This is a genomic window from Limosilactobacillus portuensis (genome assembly GCF_028607025.1).
GTDB lineage: Bacteria > Bacillota > Bacilli > Lactobacillales > Lactobacillaceae > Limosilactobacillus > Limosilactobacillus portuensis.
In genome coordinates this window covers 422,634-444,716 of sequence record NZ_CP117296.1, presented here as the reverse complement: position 1 = coordinate 444,716, position 22,083 = coordinate 422,634, and the positions used below count along the sequence as shown (strand labels likewise).

17 protein-coding genes and 1 pseudogene are annotated in these 22,083 nt (G+C 35.0%); 3 read left to right on the top strand and 15 right to left on the bottom strand.

All coding sequences use genetic code 11. The features are described from left to right. Window positions 1–109 precede the first annotated feature (109 nt). The 4 genes and pseudogenes from PRK60_RS02120 to PRK60_RS02110 all read right to left on the bottom strand — a co-directional run bounded on the left by PRK60_RS02120 (window position 110) and on the right by PRK60_RS02110 (window position 2,422). Window positions 110–820, bottom strand: coding sequence for a peptidoglycan amidohydrolase family protein (locus PRK60_RS02120; RefSeq protein ID WP_273646215.1), 711 nt, complete (start codon window positions 818–820; stop codon window positions 110–112). Window positions 821–826: 6 nt separating this feature from the next. Continuing rightward, a pseudogene (locus PRK60_RS10105) lies at window positions 827–949 on the bottom strand (choline-binding protein C); the annotation flags it as partial. An 18-nt stretch (window positions 950–967) separates the two neighbouring features. Continuing rightward, window positions 968–1,552, bottom strand: coding sequence for a hypothetical protein (locus PRK60_RS02115; RefSeq protein ID WP_273646214.1), 585 nt, complete (start codon window positions 1,550–1,552; stop codon window positions 968–970). An 18-nt stretch (window positions 1,553–1,570) separates the two neighbouring features. Then, the gene (locus tag PRK60_RS02110; RefSeq protein ID WP_273646213.1) at window positions 1,571–2,422 is read right to left on the bottom strand and encodes a KxYKxGKxW signal peptide domain-containing protein; all 852 of its coding nucleotides are present in this window, start codon (window positions 2,420–2,422) and stop codon (window positions 1,571–1,573) included. A 281-nt stretch (window positions 2,423–2,703) separates the two neighbouring features. Here PRK60_RS02110 and PRK60_RS02105 point away from each other — a divergent pair, with 281 nt between their 5' ends. Beyond that, the gene (locus tag PRK60_RS02105) at window positions 2,704–3,456 is read left to right on the top strand and encodes a hypothetical protein (protein WP_102168437.1); all 753 of its coding nucleotides are present in this window, start codon (window positions 2,704–2,706) and stop codon (window positions 3,454–3,456) included. Window positions 3,457–4,487: 1,031 nt separating this feature from the next. On the opposite strand, the gene PRK60_RS02100 is transcribed toward PRK60_RS02105, so the two are convergent. From PRK60_RS02100 to PRK60_RS02070, 7 genes are all read right to left on the bottom strand, one after another. After that, window positions 4,488–5,798 carry a DUF6056 family protein gene (locus PRK60_RS02100; protein ID WP_178696053.1) on the bottom strand — a complete coding sequence of 437 codons (1,311 nt, stop codon included), beginning with the start codon at window positions 5,796–5,798 and terminating at the stop codon, window positions 4,488–4,490. A gap of 11 nt (window positions 5,799–5,809) precedes the next feature. Next, window positions 5,810–7,387, bottom strand: a complete 1,578-nt coding sequence (locus PRK60_RS02095; protein WP_273646212.1) for a peptide chain release factor 3 — start codon at window positions 7,385–7,387, stop codon at window positions 5,810–5,812. A 42-nt stretch (window positions 7,388–7,429) separates the two neighbouring features. Then, the gene (locus PRK60_RS02090; protein WP_273646211.1) at window positions 7,430–8,437 is read right to left on the bottom strand and encodes a hypothetical protein; all 1,008 of its coding nucleotides are present in this window, start codon (window positions 8,435–8,437) and stop codon (window positions 7,430–7,432) included. 293 nt (window positions 8,438–8,730) lie between these two features. Further along, entirely contained in the window at window positions 8,731–9,597 is an 867-nt protein-coding gene (locus PRK60_RS02085) for an acyltransferase family protein (RefSeq protein WP_273646210.1), read from the bottom strand. After that, a complete protein-coding gene (locus PRK60_RS02080) occupies window positions 9,594–11,081 on the bottom strand; it encodes a BCCT family transporter (protein WP_178696049.1) in 1,488 nt (495 codons plus the stop codon). Before PRK60_RS02080 ends, PRK60_RS02085 begins: the two co-directional genes overlap by 4 nt. A gap of 4 nt (window positions 11,082–11,085) precedes the next feature. Beyond that, window positions 11,086–11,799 (bottom strand): NTP transferase domain-containing protein, encoded by a 714-nt coding sequence (locus tag PRK60_RS02075; protein ID WP_273646209.1) that lies wholly within the window; start codon window positions 11,797–11,799, stop codon window positions 11,086–11,088. A gap of 1 nt (window position 11,800) precedes the next feature. Continuing rightward, window positions 11,801–13,537, bottom strand: coding sequence for a phosphotransferase (locus tag PRK60_RS02070; protein ID WP_102168444.1), 1,737 nt, complete (start codon window positions 13,535–13,537; stop codon window positions 11,801–11,803). Window positions 13,538–13,682: 145 nt separating this feature from the next. Between PRK60_RS02070 and PRK60_RS02065 the strand changes: the two genes are divergently transcribed. After that, the gene (locus tag PRK60_RS02065; protein WP_178696047.1) at window positions 13,683–14,720 is read left to right on the top strand and encodes a glycosyltransferase; all 1,038 of its coding nucleotides are present in this window, start codon (window positions 13,683–13,685) and stop codon (window positions 14,718–14,720) included. Between the two features lie 23 nt (window positions 14,721–14,743). On the opposite strand, the gene PRK60_RS02060 is transcribed toward PRK60_RS02065, so the two are convergent. The 4 genes from PRK60_RS02060 to PRK60_RS02045 form a co-directional block, all read right to left on the bottom strand. After that, window positions 14,744–15,847, bottom strand: a complete 1,104-nt coding sequence (locus PRK60_RS02060; protein ID WP_102168446.1) for a glycosyltransferase — start codon at window positions 15,845–15,847, stop codon at window positions 14,744–14,746. A 16-nt stretch (window positions 15,848–15,863) separates the two neighbouring features. After that, window positions 15,864–16,721, bottom strand: coding sequence for a beta-1,6-N-acetylglucosaminyltransferase (locus PRK60_RS02055; protein WP_273646208.1), 858 nt, complete (start codon window positions 16,719–16,721; stop codon window positions 15,864–15,866). Window positions 16,722–16,739: 18 nt separating this feature from the next. Beyond that, on the bottom strand, window positions 16,740–17,546 hold the full coding sequence (locus PRK60_RS02050; RefSeq protein ID WP_273646207.1) for a LicD family protein: 807 nt from the start codon (window positions 17,544–17,546) through the stop codon (window positions 16,740–16,742). A gap of 114 nt (window positions 17,547–17,660) precedes the next feature. Further along, entirely contained in the window at window positions 17,661–19,790 is a 2,130-nt protein-coding gene (locus tag PRK60_RS02045) for a KxYKxGKxW signal peptide domain-containing protein (protein ID WP_273646206.1), read from the bottom strand. A 181-nt stretch (window positions 19,791–19,971) separates the two neighbouring features. Here PRK60_RS02045 and PRK60_RS02040 point away from each other — a divergent pair, with 181 nt between their 5' ends. Next, window positions 19,972–22,080, top strand: a complete 2,109-nt coding sequence (locus PRK60_RS02040; RefSeq protein WP_148444519.1) for a GH25 family lysozyme — start codon at window positions 19,972–19,974, stop codon at window positions 22,078–22,080. The last annotated feature ends 3 nt before the right edge of the window (window positions 22,081–22,083 follow it).

Below are 22,083 nucleotides of genomic sequence, written 5' to 3'. Positions count from 1 at the left end.
TGATTCTCCTTTTTTACGCTTAATCACAATTATTTTACAACATCTATTTTAGAATTAACACCGCAATTAATAATAAAAGATCCCATCAACTGATGAGATCTCATTATCATTATGCCCAGTAGAAGTTAGGACGGTAAACCATTTGGTATGGCCGATCATCATCGTTCCAATACCATTGATAGTTAAATTCTTGAACAGCTTGACCAGCAGCACCGTACCGAGAATTTGGATTTGAACTCCAGTAGTATCCACAAGTTGAGATACACATTGGATCTGGGTCTGCAGTAGAGATAACTACCGTATGACCTGCTCCACCAGCAGAAGCACCTGGGTTACCCCAAATCACAATATCACCGTATTGAACATTTTGAACGCCACGGCCACGTCCTGTAAGGTAGTAACCATTTTGAAGCAAGTAATTACCCAAATCTAAAGTGGAATAAGTATGGGCAGGTGTATGACCACCAGCGCTCCAAACAGCTTGAGTCATTGATCCAGAACAGTCAGCAGTTCCATCAGCTCCAGTTCGTGAACCATACATCGAATAAGTCAACTTGCCTTCACGGGCCAAGAACCAATTAATTACCCGTTGACTAAAGCCAACAAAAGCACCATTACTTTGTAGATTTACCCAGTGACCATCAATCCAGTGACCGCCAGTCCACATATTGGCATTAGTTGGATCCATGTAATACCAGTTATGACCCACAAATGTCCAGCCAGTATGAGCCCATGCATTTTCCGGATCAAAGTAATACCAGAAACCTGCCGGTGATTGGTACCAGCCTAGAACTGAATTTGCATTGTTAGCATCAAACAAGTACCGGTGACCATTGATGCTTTGCCAACCAGTCTTGGCAGTTCCATCCTGGTTAAAGTAGTACCAGAAGCCAGCATTAGACTTATACCAACCAGTAGTTGCGGCTGCATTATCACCAAAGTAATACCAACTACCGTTTACCTTTTCTCAGGCATTAGCTAACAATTGGTTTCCCTGCTTATAATAACGATTATTACCAAGACTATTTAATCCCTCATTAAGACTAGTAAGATCTAAGTCACCTGTTGCTGAATTAAATAATAATGTTCGTCCATCAACTATAGCAGAATTTTGACGAACTCCAGTTACTAAATCATAATATTGAAGTGAACCGGATGCTGGATTATAAACTAATCCCTTTTGTTGACTTCCTGATGGACTAAAGAAGTAGTAGTCGCCATTAATTGAGCGAACACCTGTGAACATTTGGTAATTAGTAGGATCGAAGTAATAACGGTTACCATTAATTGTTTGCCAACTAGATAATGCTGAACCACTGTTGTTGAAGTAGTACCAGTTGCCATTAATTAATTGCCAACCAGTCTTCATCGCACCGTATGTACCGTCATGCTGATCATTAAGGTAATACAAGTTGTTATTGATAGTCTGAAGACCAGCAAGCATTGCATTATTTGTAGGAGCAAAGTAATACCAATTGTTACCTAACCATTGCCAACCAGTTAAAGCCCAGGCATTATTGTTATCAAAGTAGTACCAGTCATTATTCAGCACTTGCCAACCTTTAAGTGCCTAAGCGTTATTATCATCAAAGTAGTAGCGGTGACCATTGATCGTTTGCCAACCAGTCCGAGCTTCTCCGTCTTGGTTGAAGTAGTACCAGTTATTGTTAATAAGATGCCAACCAGTGTAGGCAGCACCATCATTAGCACCGCCAAAGCCATACCAACGGCCATTAATTTGTTGCCAGCCATTCTTCATTGCGCCATAAGTGCCGTCATGTTGATCATTTAAGTAGTAACCATGGTTATTAATCTGTTTTAAACCACTTTGCATAATTGAACTGGATGGATCAAAGTAGTACCAATTATTTTCTAACCATTGCCAGCCGTTCACAGCCGCACCATTATTAGCAAAGTAGTACCAATTATTATTAACAGATTGCCAACCAGTCTGCATTGCACCATATGTGCCATCGTGTTGTGGATTTAAAAGGTATTTACTATTGTTAATCGTTTGTAATCCCGTCTCCATCGCACTATTTTGCGGGTTTAGGTAATACCAATTATTATTGATATATTGCCAATTAGTAGCGTTTTGACCATTATTGAAATAATACCAATCATTCTGGCTAGTTTGCCAGCCATTTGCCGTTTGTCCACTAGTATTCTTCCAACTAGTAGTACCGTTAGAATCTGTTTGCTTAGTGTACCCATTAATCTCTGTTGGTGTTGTTAAATTACTAAGTTGATCACTAGTAACGTTATTTTGAACCTGAGCAGCAACATTTGACTGAGTTGTTGCCGTAACAGTTGATTGCTGATCATCAGCGTAGACACTCGAAGCACCCATAATTCCAAGCACTGTGATGCAAGCAGTTAACCAAAGTTTGCCAGCTTTATACAACTTAAAATGATTTCTCATAGGATCCTTACCCCCTCCATAAAATTAAACAATTCTTATACTAACACCAAATAAAAAAACTAGATAGAGATCTTTCTGGTTCATTTACATCATTATTAGTGCTTCTTGAAACTGTTGATAATAAGCTATCTAAATTTATATTACTTACATAATTAATTCTATTGCTGTCAATAAGCTTTATTTTCTTCATCACATTGCATATTTGTTACTTAAATATTTCAAAAATGTTACAATATAGATGAAAGGAAACTAGATAATAGCTTAGAAAGGGGTGCTACATTATGTTAAAGATGCAAAATAAAATAATCGATAGCTTATTAGTATGTGTTCTTGCGCTAGGGTTAGGTGGCTGTGCAACTAGTAGTGTAGCTACCCATAAGGCAAATCATGAACCTACTAGTACTAAGATTGCTAAGCAAAGTAGTCATAAAAAAGCTGCTACAGAAACTAAGCAAGAAAATTCTAGTAGTCAATTGCCAACTAATAAAGAAGCTAAAGCTATTACTAATAATAAATTAGCAACTAATACTCCTAGTCAAAACGCTACTCAGTCATCCTCAACAAATCAACAAACTAGTACGACTAATCAAGCTAATAATTCGGTATTAGCCACAAAAAACAATCCAGCTACTCAAAAGCAAAAAGATATCCAACTAGGCACTAACGATCTTGCCGTTTGGACTGATCAATACGGAATCGTTCACCATGTTGATAGTAATGGCTTAGATCACCAAACTATTCCTGGAAGCGTTCAAGATCACTACGAAAACTGGTCAGGAGCTTTACCAAGTAACGCTCAGGTTATTCACAACGCTGGTCCAATCATTCCAAATCAATCAGATAAAGTTCAACATAATAACGGTGTTCAGTTAGGCCTTGGTGATGTTGCAACCTGGACAGATCAATATGGAATCACTCACCACGTCGATAGCGATGGCATGGATCGCCAGACAATTCCTGGTAGTTCTGAAATTCATTACCAAGATTGGTCGGGACCTTTGCCGAGTGAGGCGCAGGTAGTACATGAAAATTAATTACAATTAATACTATAATACTTAACGTTTTTAGATTTTTCTAAGATAGATGTGAAGTGTTTTGTAGGTGAAGTACCCCATAGTTGGACAAAGGATTCTAACTATGGGGCACTTCACCTAATTTTTCTCTACACATCTATATTATCTTAGCTCTACACTTTACCTTTCTTATCTAATTTTTATTAAAGCTTTACGACAACTTATCACTTACCGTATTTTCAAGTATAGTATATACAATATTATAAAATAAGGATTATTAAATAATATCGGGTATCTTCTTAATCATGATAATTAAAGAAGCTGAAGCAATAAAAGCTAAAATGCCAAGTCGCCAGAACCAATTTATCCATTCTCTAAACCAAAAAAGAGGGATATTCACTAACATAGTTAACAATAAACTTAAAACAAATAATTTTAAAAATATTTCTAACCTTAAGGAGTTATGATCCTGCTTAGTATAAAGATATACGTTCTCTAATTTATTAATTGGCAAAATGAAAGTCTTATTAAAACACTTGCTGAAAAGTACAAATCAGCAACTTTATATCTAATTTGATAATCCGTGTTATTAAGTTTCGCGTAGACTTTTATTGGATATCTATATAAGGAACAGCCCAAGAAAAAGAAGAAGTATATTGCATAATATAAATATAAGAAAGGAATAGATCATATCTACATCATTGTTAAAAGACTTATTAAAAATTCAATCGTTAAAAAATTAAACAAGTAATAATTAGAATTGGAAGAACCAAAGCATATCTGTATCTTTTCTTTAATGATAGGAAGATTACTTCAGCTTGGTTTAGGTGATCTGTTAAATAAACAATTATATCCAAATAAAGAGATAAGAAACTGATTACAGTAGTAAAATCGCATTCGTTGTAAAATAATTATTTTCTCTCTTCCATCAATTCTATATAACAGTAACTTAATATGATAACAAAAAACTTCTTAATTTATTAGCTTGAGTTTTTCTATACAATAATCAGTTTACCAATAGTTGTCTTGATTCCGTTACTTATATCTTTATACTAATTTTCCAAAACAATACTTCTGATCTTATGATGATGCGCTACCGATTTATTAGACCATGAATTAGGATCATTACTTATATCAAATTGCCAAAAGAACATCGCATATTTGCTTTTCCCATAATAATCCAAAGGTACCACTTTTATATTATTAATACCTTTCTTCTTTTTACTAATGATTTCCTCATTTCTTCTAGCGATAGCTTTATCAGTTCTCCACGCATCAATAAAACCATTAGATACATTAACAAAAGTGAAAAATGCCAAAGTTAATAAAGTAATTGTACAAATTTGATTAATTATCACATCATTTTTAGCAGAGATTACAAATAGTTTTGCATTAGCAACAACAACTAAAATGAATCCTCCAAAATATGTTTGAGGTTCGTCTGGCGATCCAGGTGACAGTACTAATACATACCATACTAGTATTCCCGCAATAAACCATACCAAAGACTCCAGTAATAATTTTTTATTCTTTCCACTGAAAATTCCAAATCCAAATAATATAAAGAAAAGTATCACTTCATAAACTAAATTGTGAACAACAAAATTATTAATTTGAGGAAGATTAGTCATAATTTTACCCCAAAACGATAATTTCACAAATTCTGGATTAGTTAACCTTGCTCTTAAGTGATCTCCAGGAGATAACATTAAAATTGCGTAACCAACTATAAACCCAATAATTGGTATAATATTTTTTGCCCTTTTCTCATTAATAATGGTAGCGCACAGAACTACAATAAGTACCCCCCCTCCTGTATTTTCGTTGGCGCCACCACTCAAAAAGCCAAAAATGGTTGTAATTGTTAAATAAAGAAAGCTGTTATTTTTATTTATGATTAAATTAATAAAGATAAGATCTACTACCATTAACCATAAATAATTACCTGCTCCTGGTCTCCATAAATAAACTTGTGAAAATCCAGGAGTCAATAAAAAAATATTAAGAAGAATGAAAATATACAGTAATAGCTTAGTAAATTCATTATTTATACCATACACGTTTGATAAACTTGCTATTCTAAATATCAACAATATCATTACTGTAAAGGCTATTGCATTTAGAACAGCTTCTAATGGTAAAGGAATATTTACCATTATTTTCGCAAAAAATTGTCCTAGAAATCTCCCGTTAGAGTTCATATAATCCTCTGCACAACTCTTAATAATAGATGCAAACGACATTCTAGTCCAACCTTCATCATCATTCCAAAGGGGAGTAATGTAATTCCAAAATGACATAAATGAAAAAATGACAACTACAACTAAATATCTGAGGAAACTATACGTTCTTTCATTTTTCATGTCTATGATCCTCATAGCTTCGCCGTCAACTTTACATCAGGATACTTCTGCTTAAACCAGTTCTCAGCAAATTGATTTTCAAACAGGAATAATGGCTGATCATGAATGTCCTTAACAAGAATATTCCGTGATGACGACATCTTCTCATCGAGTTGATCTGGATCAATCCACCGGGCTGTCTTATTCCCCATTGGTTCCATTACTACTTCAGAGTTATACTCATTCTGCATCCGGAACTTGAAAACTTCAAATTGAAGTTGACCAACAGCACCAAGGATATAGTCTCCAGAAGTGTATGAACGAAATAATTGCACTGCCCCTTCTTGAACTAACTGGTTAATTCCTTTATGGAAGGACTTCTGCTTCATTACATTCTTTGCCGTTACCCGCATAAATAACTCAGGAGTAAATTGCGGAAGTTTCTCAAACTTAATGTCTTTTTTACCAGTATAGATTGAATCACCGATTTGGAAGTTACCAGTATCATATAACCCAATAATGTCACCGGCAACCGCGTTTTCAACGTTTTCTCGAGTATCCGCCATAAATTCGGTCACGTTAGACAAACGAATTGGCTTCTTGGTTCGTTCAAGAGTAACATCCATCCCCCGATCAAATTCACCGGAACAAATCCGGACAAAAGCAATCCGATCCCGGTGTCGAGGATTCATGTTAGCTTGGATCTTGAAAACAAAACCAGAAAATTCTGGATCGAGCGGTTTTACATCCCCATCATTTTCTGTATGGTGATCACTTGGCGCTGGAGCAAACTGAAGGTAAGTCTCCAAGAACGTTTGCACCCCAAAGTTAGTTAATGCTGAACCAAAGAAGACTGGCGTTTGGTCACCGGCCGCAATCTTCTCCCGATCAAGCTGGTTACCAGCAACATCCACTAATTCCATTTCATCTAGGGCATCTTGCCATTCACCATCATTAACCAATGGATTATCGCCCTTAACATTACCATCATCGTCCAACGGCAAATATGGATTATCTTCATCGACTGGATGAGTTAGGGCAACACGTCGGTTAAAGCGATCATAAATCCCCTTAAATTGCCGTCCAGAACCGATTGGCCAGTTAATTGGGTAGGTTTCAATTCCTAAAGTCTCTTCAACCTCGTTTAACAAGTCCAGTGGATCACGAGCATCCCGGTCAAACTTGTTCATAAAGGTAAAGATTGGAATTCCCCGCATCTTACAAATTTGGAAAAGTTTCTTAGTTTGTGGCTCAATCCCCTTAGCAGAGTCGATAACCATTACTGCGGAGTCAACCGCCATTAAAGTCCGATAAGTATCTTCAGAAAAGTCTTCGTGCCCTGGAGTATCAAGGATATTAATTCGCTTTCCTTGGAAATCAAACTGCATAACAGATGAAGTAACGGAAATTCCCCGCTTCTTTTCGATTTCCATCCAGTCAGACTTAGCAAAGTTACCAGTCTTCCGGGCTTTAACAGTCCCCGCTTCACGAACAACCCCACCAAAAAGTAAGAGTTGTTCAGTAATTGTCGTTTTACCCGCGTCCGGGTGTGAAATAATGGCGAATGTCCGCCGCTTATTAACTGCTTCAGCAAGTTGTTTTGGTGACATTTTATTTTCCTTTCATTAATAGAAATATGATAATTGATATTTTTAATTTGGAATTATTTCAATATTTTTTTCGATTGGTAATTGAGAATTAGAATAATTAAATCGTAAATATTTTCCTTGATAAATCTCAAAACTCCCTCTAAAGAAGAGAGTAAAGTATGAATCTCTTACTTTCTTATTCTTTTCAAATCGTTCTGCATATTTTTTTAACTCATTATATAAACCCTTTCTCCTACTTTTTTGCATTAATTTAGGAAAAATTATTGTATAAGGTTGCGCTATAATATTCTTCCCATTTATTTTTACTTTATTTGAAAATTTTAATATAATTATTTTCTTATCTTTTTTACTAAAATGTGCATAGGCTTGTCCATAATAGAAAAGATTTTTACCTTCATCAACAATCTTAAATGGAGATACTTTTGAAGCTCTATTCGTATTTATAAAAAAAGAATTAAAGTTTAACGGATTATTATTTCTATCATAAAGACTTATATCAGTTAATATTCCCATTTTATAAAGTGTGAATATTTCTACCATATCCTTAAATCCATTTCTGCTTTGGATAATATGCTTTTTTGTCGTTCCTACTTGTTTGCTTTGAAAATTATATTTTTTCTTCATGCTATTCTTCATGTTACCATTATTTTGGAAACTAATAGCACTATTAGTAGAAGGGCGAGATGAATTAATAACTAATCCATTAGTTGGATCATAATTTACTCTAAATTCCTTACCCTCTTCTAGAAAAGTATCACTTTGCTCATATTTTTTATCATATCTCAATACTATTCTCTTTTTTATATTACAATTTTTAGAATGTCTAGCATTCCGATCTGCTGGTGTAAAATAGGGTCTTCTATGTTTTGTAGTGTTTAATCTTTCAGTGAAATCTATCTTCAAATTTGCACAGGTAAGAGGGAATTTACAGTTATCACAGCACTGAAACTTGCCTAATTTTATATTTCCTTTACTGTATTCGTAATTTGCTTCTAATGCACTAACGTACTTTTTTAATTCTGTTGAATAAGCCTCTTCATAAACACTCAATTTTTTAACACTCCCTAATATAATTATGGGTAACTTTCTGTTTGAATATACCTATAATTTCAATACATTTTTCACTAAAGTTTTTATAAGCTCATTTATATAGTTAGTTAATTTATTAATTAATTTACTGAAAATTAGTCTTCTACAAACAATATCTATTATGATACACACAATAAATACTAATAACGAAAAAAACAATCCTGCCATTAAATATTCTAATCCTGAATGAACATATAGTTTGGAAGATATTAATTGATCCCATATTATTGGCCTTACAAATGAATCTTCGTGGATCAAATAAACACCAAACATTGAGCCGGCAATATAATTAATAACTTGATTACTAAAATGGCAATTTCTAAAAAAAGAAAATATAAAAACTGATGTTGCAATGACAATCGGACCATTTTATCAAAAGTATCCAAAATACCATTGAATAACTTCTGAGAATCCGCTAAATACGAGCATACAACTGCCAGCAATAATCCAACAACAAATCCGATTGCTGTATATTTTTTGGAATTCAAAATTTTTCCACTATATTTTCTGACATAAGCAGCAATGAAATATAGTAAGAAGAAAAAAGTTGTTGATGTATAACCAAAGTCATCTATAGATGTCCCGGGTTTGTCATTAAAGACTATACATCCAATAACCAAAAAAGACCATAAAATGATTAATCCGCTGATTAACATTAAAAGTTTAGCCCTTTCTAAACTATTAATAATTATATTTAAGAACGGCATGGCAAATAACATTACAACATAAGAATATACGAACCAATAGCCACTTGGTAACGGAAATGGTAAAAGAATTCCTTTTAATGAAATAGGAATAAGCAATTTCACTCTTAATACATACGCCAAGAAAATATATATCCCAAAACTATAAAACATCGTAGTAAGAATCAAATTGATTGGTCTTTTAAAGTTAAATTTCTTTTCACACAAAAAGTAGGCACCAATAATCACAAAAATATCGACCCCTAATTTACCAAAAAAGTGTAAAAATAAGTTAACTTTCAACGCTCCTTCATATAACGTATTATAAACACCCCAGTTAAATGTGCTGTGATAGGCATAGTGATGAATCACTATTGCAAACATACTTAGGATTCTAAGTAATTCAATGCTCGAATTACGATTACTTTTTTTTATCATTGATCCCTACTCTCCTTATAAAACCCAACCACGATCATAATCATCACGATCATTGTCGGCAATGCTGCTATAATAGCTACCGACTGAATATTATACATATTACTATTACTAATTAACAGCGCCATTGGCAATACCATAAACACAATTGCCCAAAAGCCCCGAATAGTTTTACTAGGTTCTTCTTCGATTGATAAGTGCTTATATGAATACTTAGAGATAACCATAGTAATGGAATCAAACACGGTTGAATATAAACCAATCATTGCTAAAGCCAAAAGAATCAATGCAATGCGATACTGGGGCAAAGTCTCCATTAGCTTAATGGCTACCTGGGCATAGTTTTTGCCGTCTGAGATTAATTGAGTAGCGTTGACTAATCCTTGCACTTGGCGTGACATGCCAAAGCTACTTAACACAACGAAAGCACAGAAGGTTCCACCTAGTCCCCAAGCATAACCGCGTAAAACTACATCCTTAATTGTCCGTCCCCGACTAATACTACCAATAAAAAACGGTGTCGCCACACACCAAACGATCCAATACGACCAATAGTAGATCGTCCAGTTTTGAGTAAAGCCATGGCTATGAGTTGTCGTCGCCATTCCGATAAAATTTTGGGTTAAATTCCCTACTGCCTGGACACCGGCATCGACAATATAACTAAAAGAACCGCTGAAAAGTAAAACATAGAGTAATAAGCCAATAAAGAAGACATAACAAATCGTACTTAACCGCGAAATTGCCTTCATTCCAATTACTGAAGCAATCAAATAAATTGAAACAACCACGCAAATTAAAATAATCGATAGTTGCTTAACCTGACGGATTCCAAAAAGGACACCAACTGTTTGCGACAATAATGGCATGGACATGGAAAAGGTAGTCGCTGTTCCTGCAATTAAAGCAAAAATAGCGATTAAATCAATCAATTTCCCCGCTATACCATCAGTATATTTACCCAGTAATGGTCGACAAGCTTCTGAAAATTTCTGTCGTTTATTTTTGGTCACATATAGCATATAGGCAAATGCCACCGCCAACATTAGGTAAAACGACCAAGCAATCGGTCCCCAATGAAACAACGAATAGGTTAACGACCATTCCATTGTTGCACCTTTTTGCTTGATAAACGTCTCACTGGAATACATTAGCCATTCACATAAGGCGTAAAAGATAATATCGGCTGACATGGTTGAAGTAAAAATCATGACTCCCCAGCGAAGGTTTGAATATTCGGGCTTGTCTGTTGAATCACCGAGCTTGATTCGGCCAGTCCTTGAAAAAGCAGCGTACAGTGTACTGATAAAAAAGAACAATCCCACCAAAATATAGAGAAACGATAATTGATTATTTAAGAATGACCGAATACCTTCCAAAATGAGCTGTGAATTTTTAGGGAAGTGTTCTAATAAAAAACTCAGACCAAAAACAACAATAATCGGAATAGTAACTAAGGACCAGTCAATTTGTTTATACTTTTTCACGATCCTATCCTCTCTTTGTCAGCTGCTGATCAACCTGTTTTAACTGATCGACACTATCAATTTCGATAATATCATTGGCCGTGATTGGCATTACATATAATGAAAACTCATCAAAGTAATCAAACATGGCAATATCATCCCAGTAAATATCATAGTGATGAGCATGTTCAAACTCTGCTTCTAAGTAATCTTTTAGACGCAGACTATCTTCTGCCTGCCATTTTGATAGGCTATATAGGCGCCACCCATGATCATTTCCTGACCGATCGCATCGTAAAATCTTACCATTTTGATCGGGATGCATAATCCATTCATCAGTAAATTGACCAATCTTCGCTCCGGCATATCCAGAATGGGCAAATTTCCTCTTTAATAATTTGGGATTCATTACTAACTGATCACCATCGAGGATTACCGTGTTCTTTAATTCATTACGAGCCACATACAATGATGAGATATTATTGTACTGGTTATAGTACGGGTTATTAATTAGCTTTACCCCGGGATACTTTTCTCCCAGATAATTAAACTGCTCGGCTAAGTAACCAACAACAATCGAAATATCATAAATTCCATTTTGGTGCAGTCCTTCAATTACTGATTCGACCATTGGCTTTCCCGCAACCCTAATTAGCGGTTTAGGTGTTTTATAGGTTAACGGACGCATCCGGGTGCCTAAGCCCGCTGCCATAATAATTGCGTTTTCTATTTCTGCCATCTTATTTCCTTTCCAAGTACCGAAGCACCTTTTGACTGTACTCTTTGGCGTACCGATACTGAGCTAATGAGTATTCACCAAAGTCTAAGCCTAATGACTGCTTGTATTCGCACCAATTACTCCAAAGCAGACCACATATAGCAACATAAGCATAAATCTTATATCGAATAGCCTCACTGACTGAATGTTCAAAATATAAGTCAATTAAGTGATCGATCTGTGATTGATTGTACATTGAGTAAATTGCAAACATGGCAATATCGACGTGGGGATCCTGCATTCCAGCATATTCCCAATCAATTAAGAAAATATTTCCTTGTTGATCAAACACAAAATTATCGGCATTCGCGTCAATATGACAGAGTGTCCACTCTTTATCTAACCGCTCAATATATTGCAAGAGTTTTTCTACCTGTTGCTTCACCTTACTGTAGTCACGATAAGCAGAAGGAGCACTGCGTAACTGCTCATACTTATTAATTTGACCAGCCAAATCAAACTGATGATCAACTTTTAAGTTCTCTTGGTGCATTTGTTTCAATAGGTGCATGCATTGTTGAACATCATCCCAATTATTAGGATTACAATTTCGAGAGTTTTCAATAAACTCAGTTAGTTTATAACCGTTTTGGGGATTCAAATACAAGGTTCGTTCTACATAAGGTAATCCTTTAATCCTTTGATAAACATCGTATTCTTGGTGACGATTAATTAACTGACCAGTTCCTGTTCCAGGGATCCGCATAATGTATCGTTTTCCCTGACAAGAAAAGATGAAGGAACGATTAGTCATCCCTTTCTTCAAGACGTGGATCTGATTAATTGCTTTTCCAGGAACGTTTAGCGTCTGTTCAATTACATCAATTGCGTCATTTTTTAAATGATTGGAATTACCATCAAGATCACGCAATTCTTCATAAGAGTTGATTTCGGCATACTCATGCTCATCAACCAAATTGGCATCAATCACCGAGCCATGAAAGTCTAGCGTTGATTCCCAAAACTGATTAAGCCCATCATGAGATTCTACTCGTTCAATTAATCGTTGTTTTAATTGTTTTCCTAACTCATTATTCAGATATGCAAGGCCAACCATTCGATTGCCATCTTGATTAACCGGCTTAATGTTTCCCCGATTGGTTACTTGCCAGTTTGAATCCGAATTAGTTTGTCGACTAAACATATACCATGCTTGATCTTCAAGTTCTGAAAACGGATTGTTCTTAAACCAGAGATCACATGGGACAATATAACTATTTTCTAAATAATCCTTGGCCAGATACAATGAATACAGGTTATTCCATTCACCGTACTTAGTATTAACTATTAATTCAATCCCATATTGATCGATCAAGTATTCATAATGTTCTTTCATAAAGCCAACAACAATTTTAATCCGCTTGATCCCTTTAGCTTGAAGCTGCTTGATCAGGCGCTCAATTAATGGTTCTCCATTAATTTCTAGCAATCCTTTAGGCTCCTCAGTATTAATTGGAACCATTCGCATTCCAAAGCCAGCAGCTAAAATGACTGCCTGTTGCGGATGGTGGTTTTCAATATACTCTTTTCCCTTAATCGTTAGAGATAGTTCTTCATTAAAGAGATTATTCTGCTTTAATTGATCTAATAATTGATTAACCTTGCCTAAAGAGATATTCAACTGTTTTGCCAATTCTCTTTGAGTTGCTTGAGGCTTTTTTAATTTTAATTTGAATAAGTCTAGTAATTGTTTGTTCATATATTCTATCCTTTTATATAAAATTGAACAAAACTATTTTAACACTACTAATAACTATCCACAATCATTGCTAAAAGTAAATTTACTGTTATTTATGTCTGGTGTATAGTTAAATCATTAAAACATCATGGAAGGAAAGTATTTAATGATTAAATTTGTTGCATCTCACCTCTCTGGAAATGGTGGGACTGAAACGGTGTTAGTCCCAGTACTCAATCATTTTGCTAAAAATAACTCTGTCGAACTAGTCATTTTTGGAGCTCCCGATAACGATTATTGGTTAAGTAAGTTAAATTCTAATATAAAAGTTAGGATTATAAATTATTCAGGTAAATTTTCTAAACTACTCTCTTTCACACAAGAAGCTTTTTCTATTAAGAAAAATGACCTTCTTATTTCACTTAGCCCATCATTTATTAAGCTTTCTTCACTACTTCGTAAAGCTAAGTTATCAAATTTTAAAATAATTTCCTGGATTCACTTTTCTCTAGTTGATCAAGATCTTTTTAATCCGCATGACATCACATATGCAGATTACCACTTAGCAATCAGTAATAAAATCAAGAAACAATTGGTAAGTTTAGGAGTGGCAGAAAAAAATATCGCGGTGATCTACAATCCTATCAAGCAAGAACGTATTTGGCACTCCCAGCAGCACGATGGAGTTAACATTGCCTATATTGGCAGGAGCTCTTTTAAAGGTCAAAAAAATCTGAAAGAACTTTTTGACGGTTTGAAAAATTCTTCTAATACTAACCTATTTATAGTGGGGAACGGTTCAAAAGAAGAAATAGCAAAATGTAAGAACTATATCGCCAAAAATCAAATTACTTCAAAAGTTACTTGGGCTGGCTGGCAAAAAGATCCGTGGCATTACCTTGAAGATAAGAACATTGACGGAATAATTTTGACTTCTAAATTTGAAGGTTTACCAATGGTTTTCTTAGAGTCAATTTCACGTGGTGTACCAGTTATTTCTAGTCAATTTGATGGTTATGATGATGTCGTCAAAGAAAAAATTAATGGTTTCTCCTATGAACCAGGTAACATTGACAAGCTTACTAAAGCTATCGCTAAAATTAAAGATATCAAAGACAAAAAGAAAATTCAGAATAGTATTAATGAATTCTATAATGATAATTATTTCGCTAAACTAGATAATGTTATTAAAGAAATATATTAAAAAAGTTGATGTAAGAAATATTCCTACATCAACTTTTCTATATCTTCCGCTTGGCGAGCAACACTGAATTTCTCCAGATTACTATCAAGATAATCACGGCTCTTACTTTGACTTAATGAATCTTCCAGTTCACTAGCCCATCTAGCAGCATCCAATCCGTGCATCTTCTTAATATTACTTGTCGCAAATATATCCTCAACATTAGTATCCGAAGCTAAAATTTGCAGATTACTAATTTGTGATTCTAAAGCTACTAACGATAATCCTTCATACATACTTGGAAAAAGCAAGGCATCCATTGCTGAGTACCATTTATTAACATCAGCAATAAAATCGTATTGAATAACACTATCTCTAATGCCTAACGATTGAATTTTTTCATTAATTTGCTCCTTTAATGATCCCTTTCCTAACATCAAAAATACACTATTCGGATTTGATTTATGATAGTTTGCAAATACTTCCAGTGCAAAAAGAGGATTTTTGCGGTCTTGAAGAACTCCAACGAAGCCAACTAACTTTGTCTTAGTATCAATCTTTAACTTATGCCGAATACTTTCTCTGCTCTCCGTTGAAAAAGAGAATTTAGGGATGTCAATTCCATTAATACTAATAAATACATCATCATCTTCATTAAACATCCATCTTGCCGCTTCCTTTGAAGTAGCAATTTTTTGATCTGAATATTTGTTAAATATCCTTTTTCCGTGGTTATTCACTGCCACCAAAATTCTCATCAATAATTTATTAGAGAATTCATGACTAAAATAAGAATTATGCGAATGGCACACTACTTTTTTTACTTTTCCATACCGCTTAGCATAAATTACGGGAAGATAGTTCCAAGAAGACGAATAATTAAAGTAAACAATGTCATAATGATGCTTTTTAAAGAAAGCTTTCCACCATTTCCAGTGTTCAATTGGGTTCTTAGTAACCGGGATAACCCGCTCAAACATCCATCCCAATTTTTCACATTCTTTATCAGTTAAATTTTCAGGATCAGTTCCATAACCTACGGCATCAATTTTGTACTTTACAGGATCAAACCGACTAAACACGTTAAAAATAACTTGTGTTAAACCACTACCACTAATAAAATCCCCAACAACCAGAACTTTTTTCATTTTTTCCTCCCACTATCTAAGGTAGTAACTGTCTTAACTTATCTGAATACGGACTCTCAAATTTCCGCCCAAACATCGCATTGCTCTTCTTAATTGCTTTATAGTCTCGTTCATCCAAAATTGCAGGAAAACTATTATGAATATGCTCCCACTTAATAAAGCGATGGTAATCATACTGTAATCGTGATTTAAATTGTGGAGTATTACAAATAATTGTCTGTACCCAGAATTCATCAGAGAAACTCCCGGTCTTTAACATTTTACGGAAGTTTTCATGATTATCGAAATAATCCAAACAATATTTGACCGCATCGCGCGGTAAGTCACACCAATTAGCCCCCGTATAGATTTCAAGATCAATTCCTAATTTCTTTAACTTATTTACCCTCAATAAGCTTTGAACCCAGGTGCTTAAACGATTGTAGACTTTACCAAACAAAGAGTGACGATCTATTTTATCGTAATTATAGTAAAACTTTTGCCAATTAAGAGCATTGTCACGTCCCTTTTTTACATCAGCTTTGTAATACCTTAAATAGATATTATCGTTTTCCTTATAAAAATTGTTAATCTCTTCAACTGACTTTAACGGCCAATCCTGTCCAGAAATCAAGTGGACATAATCAATTTCTGGATCTTGCATTGCCCGGCGCATTAATTCAACAGCTACTTGCCCAATTGACCAACTTCCCCAATGAACACTAATTTTTGAAAAATAGTCCACACCTAATTGTTGAAGCTTCTGTTTTTGCTCTTCTGAAACCGGTGTTTTCTTATCAAAATGAATAATTACTTTAAATGTTGGTCTAAGTTTTTTGGATAATTCAATAACCTGATCAATATCTTTATGAGCGATAATTAGTACTGCTTGCATGATTTACCTTCCATTATCTTATCTAAGCCATGCTTGTAGGTTATGGTTAACTTGTTTACTTTTTGGTGGAATTTCCATGTAATCATTACCATAAAGTTCTGTTAAATATTTATCCCAACAAGCAAAGGTATCAAATACGTAATCCTCAAAGGTAACCTTAGTGGATTTAAAATATTCTTTGACAGTTAAAATTTCTTTACCATAATCTCCCCAAAGGACATCACCAATTAGCCCCGTCTTATAGTAATCATAGCTCTGGGAAAGCTTTGATAATTGATTATTTGCTCTTTCAAGCCCATATAATTTAGCAAGTGGGATCAATGGTGTTTTAAGAACTTTCTTAGCAAAACTTCGCCCCTGCCCTGGTTTGGCAAAGCTTAACATTAAAATCTCACGGATAGTTGATATCTTCTTGTAAAGTCGCTTTTGTTGTTTTTCATCATCTGGTAACCCATCCATTGGGAAAACATCAATCCATAAATAGTCAGCCACATCATTACCAAATTGTTGACTCATTTTTGTCCGCAAATCAACAATTTTAATATATGGGTAATTCGAGTCACCAAACTGAAAATCAATCACCTTATAGTATTTATTAAATACTGAATCTTTCTTCGCAATACTTACTAACCGATTGTAGCTTTCACGGTCCATACACACATCAATGTCATCATCCCAAGGGATAAAGCCATGGTGACGGACCGCACCTAATAATGTCCCCGCACATAAGTACATTGTTAAATCATTTTGCTTACAAAATTGATCAAAATTAACCAAGATGTCTAGTAAATATTGTTTAACTTCTTTTCGTGTTAACTGTTTCATATTATTCCCGCTTTGTTTTTAATCTAACCTAATAATTATAAGCTATTCCTGATATTGTTACAATTTACAAAAAATAAGAGATTCCTATCAGCTTGATAAGAATCTCTCAATAAATTAATCAACTGTAATTGCTTGTCCCGCATATTCACGAGCAAATTGAGCTGTTGTGATCCAACTTTTAGCACCATAATCGAAAGCATTCATTCCTGCTGAGCCCTCATTGGTATAACTATAACAAGGATCAAAAACCCTAAACCAACCATTTTGGTAGCCAACAATTACTTTTGCATGATTTCGATGCCAATAAGTCCTTTCATACGCAGAAAATCCATAATATTCCACTGGATGACCTGAATTAATAATGTTAATAATATCCTGAACGCTACTTCCAGAAATATTACGAACAGAGGAATCAAAGTGATGAGCAAGTTCTACAAGAGAATCTGGCTGAATAATAAGTGAAAAACCTACTCCTGTATATATATTACCTGATTGACGAGCTTGCAGTAATTGGCATGCATAAGGGAAATTAATATATTCTTTAGGACTTAATAACATTGCTAAAGAGAAGATGGAGCATCCTTCCGCTACACCATAAGGCCTAAACTGACTATACCACTGAGGGAACCATAAACGACCACTATTATCAGCATGGTATGTCCAGCCATTAACATTTACCCAGCGGTTTTGGTATAAATTAGCATTAACCGGATCAAAGTAATACTCGATCCCATTAATAATATGATATCCAGTATCAGCCCAAGCATTAGCTAAATCAAAGAAGTACCAACTACCATTGATTAGATGCCAATTAGTCCAAGCAAAGGCATTAACATTGTCGAAATAATACCAAGCATTATTAAGCTTTTGCCAACCAGTTAAGGCATTAGCATTGTTATTATCAAAGTAGTACCAGAAACCTGCTGGTGATTGGAACCAGCCTGTATGTGCCCAAGCATTTGTTGGATCAAGGTAGTACCAAAAACCTGCCGGAGTCTTAAACCAACCAGTATCCGCTGAGGCATTAGTATTATCAAAGTGATACCACTTATTATTAAGCTTTTGCCAACCGAGAAGACTTGCTCCATCATTGTCAAAGTAGTACCAAAAACCTGCTGGGGACTTGAACCAGCCTGTAGAAGCTGTTCCATCGTTGTTAAAGTGATACCAAGCACCATTTAGTTTTTGCCAGCTATTAAAGGCAAAACTATTTGTACCACGATTGTAATAATAGATGTGACCTGCAATTTGATTTAACCCATCATTGAGAGTGCTAGTATCAATCATCCCAGTTAATGGATTAAACTTATAGGTATGGCCATTTACAGTAAGTTCACTTTGCCGAATACCAGTACTTGGATCGTAATACTTCAATAATTTAGTATTAGCATCAACTAACATTCCCTTTAATTGGTGACCAGATACTGGATCAAAGTAATAGTAATTACCATCAATTAAAGTATCACCGGTTGCCATTTGCGCATTTTCTGGTTTGAAGTAGTAAGTATTACCACTAAGGTTTTGCCAACCAAGATATGCACTACCATCGCCTTTGAAACCATACCAATGACCGTCAACATACTGCCAACCAGTCTTCATTGCACCAAATTTCCCATCAGCTTTATCATTCAGGTAATAGAAATTATTGTTGATCTTCTGAATACCACTTTCTAGAACTGCGGTTTCTGGATTCATGTAGTACCAATTACCATGAAGATAGTTCCAGCCAGTATATGCACTACCATCGCCTTTAAAGCCATACCAGTTACCATCAACATACTGCCAACCAGTTTTCATTGCACCATACGTACCATCATGTTGTTCGTTTAGGTAGTAGGTTTTATTATTAATTTTTTGAATTCCAGTTTCCATCTTGGCGTTATCTGGATTCATGTAGTACCAGTTATTATCAATGTTTTGCCAATCTTTATTTTGATTACCATTGTTAAAGTGATACCAATCGTTGCCAGAAGTTTGCCAACCATTCGCACTTTGGCCACTAGTATTCTTCCAAGTACCATTTTGATTCGTATAACCGTTAATGTTAGTTGTTACAGTTGAATTATCAGAATTATTGTTATTTTCCGAATCACTCGTTGCTTTCATTGTTTGTGCAGTGGTAACTTCAGGATTGTCAGAAGCAGATGCTTGACTTAAATTAGCTGAAGCTGCAAATGATAATACTGCAACCGCTGCAGTAACCCAAAGCTTTCCTGATTTATAAAGCTTAAAATGTTTTTTCATAATTACCTTCCCAAATAAAATAATTTAACACTAGTAATATATCACTATTTTTCCTTTCTTCCTACACGTTAATCATAAAAAAATTACAATTTGTTAACAGATCTTAATATTATTGAAATTAAACAATTAGTATTAGGAACTATAATAGTTATCGTTATATAAATTTTTTAGGAGGATTATAGTGACTCATAAGAATCATATCTATCTTGCTTCAACATTAACGTTATTATCTTTATCAACCTCGTTATATTTAAATTCAAAAAACGTTCAAGCCGATACTGAACAAGTATCAACTGAACAAGTAAATTCAAATGTAAATTTAAATACCGATTCTGCCTCTGCACAAAGTCAAAGTGCCACTTCAGCAACTTTTGCTACTAACTCCAATGATGTGGCCAGCGAAAGTGCTGCTGAACCAACGCAATCATTAAGTATTAACAGTCAAAATTCGGCTGCACCAGCAACCGCATATACAACCGTAAAAGCAGCTGCACAAACTGCTTATGATGGCACACCAGTAATCAATATTGGTGACGCTAACTATCCTCGAGTAGATGCAGTTGATATTAGTGGTTATCAAGCTAGTATGACTCCTAATAATTTTGTTACCTTAAAAAATCTCGGAGTTAAAACAGCGATTGTTAAGGTTACTGAAGGGACCTACTATATTAACCGATACGCTGGTCAACAAATTAATTACGCTAAAAATGCTGGCTTAAATGTTCAAGTGTATCACTATGCCAAATTTGGTAGTCAAAATGCCGCTATCAACGAGGCTAATTATTTAGCAAATGAAATGGAAGCATTAGGGTTAGACAAGAACACCTTAATCTATGCTGACATGGAAGATACAACTACCAAATATTACGGAGTTGCTAATCATTTAAATGCTTTCTGGAATCAATTAAATACTCGTGGTTTTACTAACCATGCAGTCTATGCCTCAACTTCTTATGATCAAACTTATAATGTTAGTTCAACAGTCGGGAAAAACCGTACTTGGGTTGCCCAATACCTTTATTCACCATCTTCAGCTAACCTAAGGAACCAGAACTATGGAGCATGGCAGTTTAACGCCCATGGGCGCATTCCTGGATATAATGGTGACTTAGATATTTCGATCGATTATCAAGGGTTAGTAGCTAACTCGGGCGAATGGTCTAACAATAATGGGAAATGGTCATATTCAATTAATGGCAATAATGTTACTGGCTGGCAACGAATAAATAATAACTGGTACTACTTCAACCAAGATGGTACTGCGCAAACTGGCTGGTATCAATCAGGTGCTGGCAACTGGTATTACTTTGACTATACTAATGCATGGGCTTTAACTGGTTGGCAATATATTAATAATAATTGGTATTACTTTGATTACAATAATGCATGGGCTGACAAGGGCTGGCAGAACATCAATAATAATTGGTATTACTTCGATCTAACAAATGCTTGGGCGCTGCGTGGTTGGCAAACAATTAACGGTAATCGTTATTACTTTGACCCTAGTAACGTTTGGGCACTCAAAGGATTTCAATATTTAGACAATGCTTGGTATTATTTTGATGATAGTAATGCCTGGTTGAGTCATGGTTGGCGCTACAATGGTGGACAATGGTATTACTTAAGTCCAAGTACTGGTCAATTAGAAAGTGGTCTTCAAACAATTAACGGCAAAGTTTACTATCTTCAGCCAAACCACAATGGCTACTTTGGTGCAATGCAGACTGGCTGGTTTAACTTGAACAGTCACTGGTACTTCTTTAATAATGGTGGTGATGCTGCTACTGGCTGGTTTAAATCTCCAGCTGGCTGGTGGTACTACTTTGATGATAATGGTCAAGCACGTACTGGTTGGCAAACCATCAATGGACATCAATATTACTTTGATCCTACCAATGCTTCTAATTATAGAGGTTGGTACCGTCATAATAATAGTTGGTACTACTTTGATGCTGCAAATGCCTGGGCAGTTACTGGATGGTTCAAATCACCAGGTGGCTGGTGGTACTATTTTGACAATGATGGTCGTGCACGAACTGGCTGGCAAACCATTAATAATCACAAATATTACTTTGATCTAACTAATGCAAGTGCTTATACAAACTGGCAAAAATTAGATGGTAAATGGTACTACTTCGATCCAAATAACGCTTGGACCCTAACAGGTTGGCAAAATATTAATGGACATCGGTATTACTTTGATAACGATGGGCATGCTGTAACTGGCTACCAATATATTGATGGTAAACTTTATCATTTTGATCAAGATAATGCATGGCTATTAGATTAACTA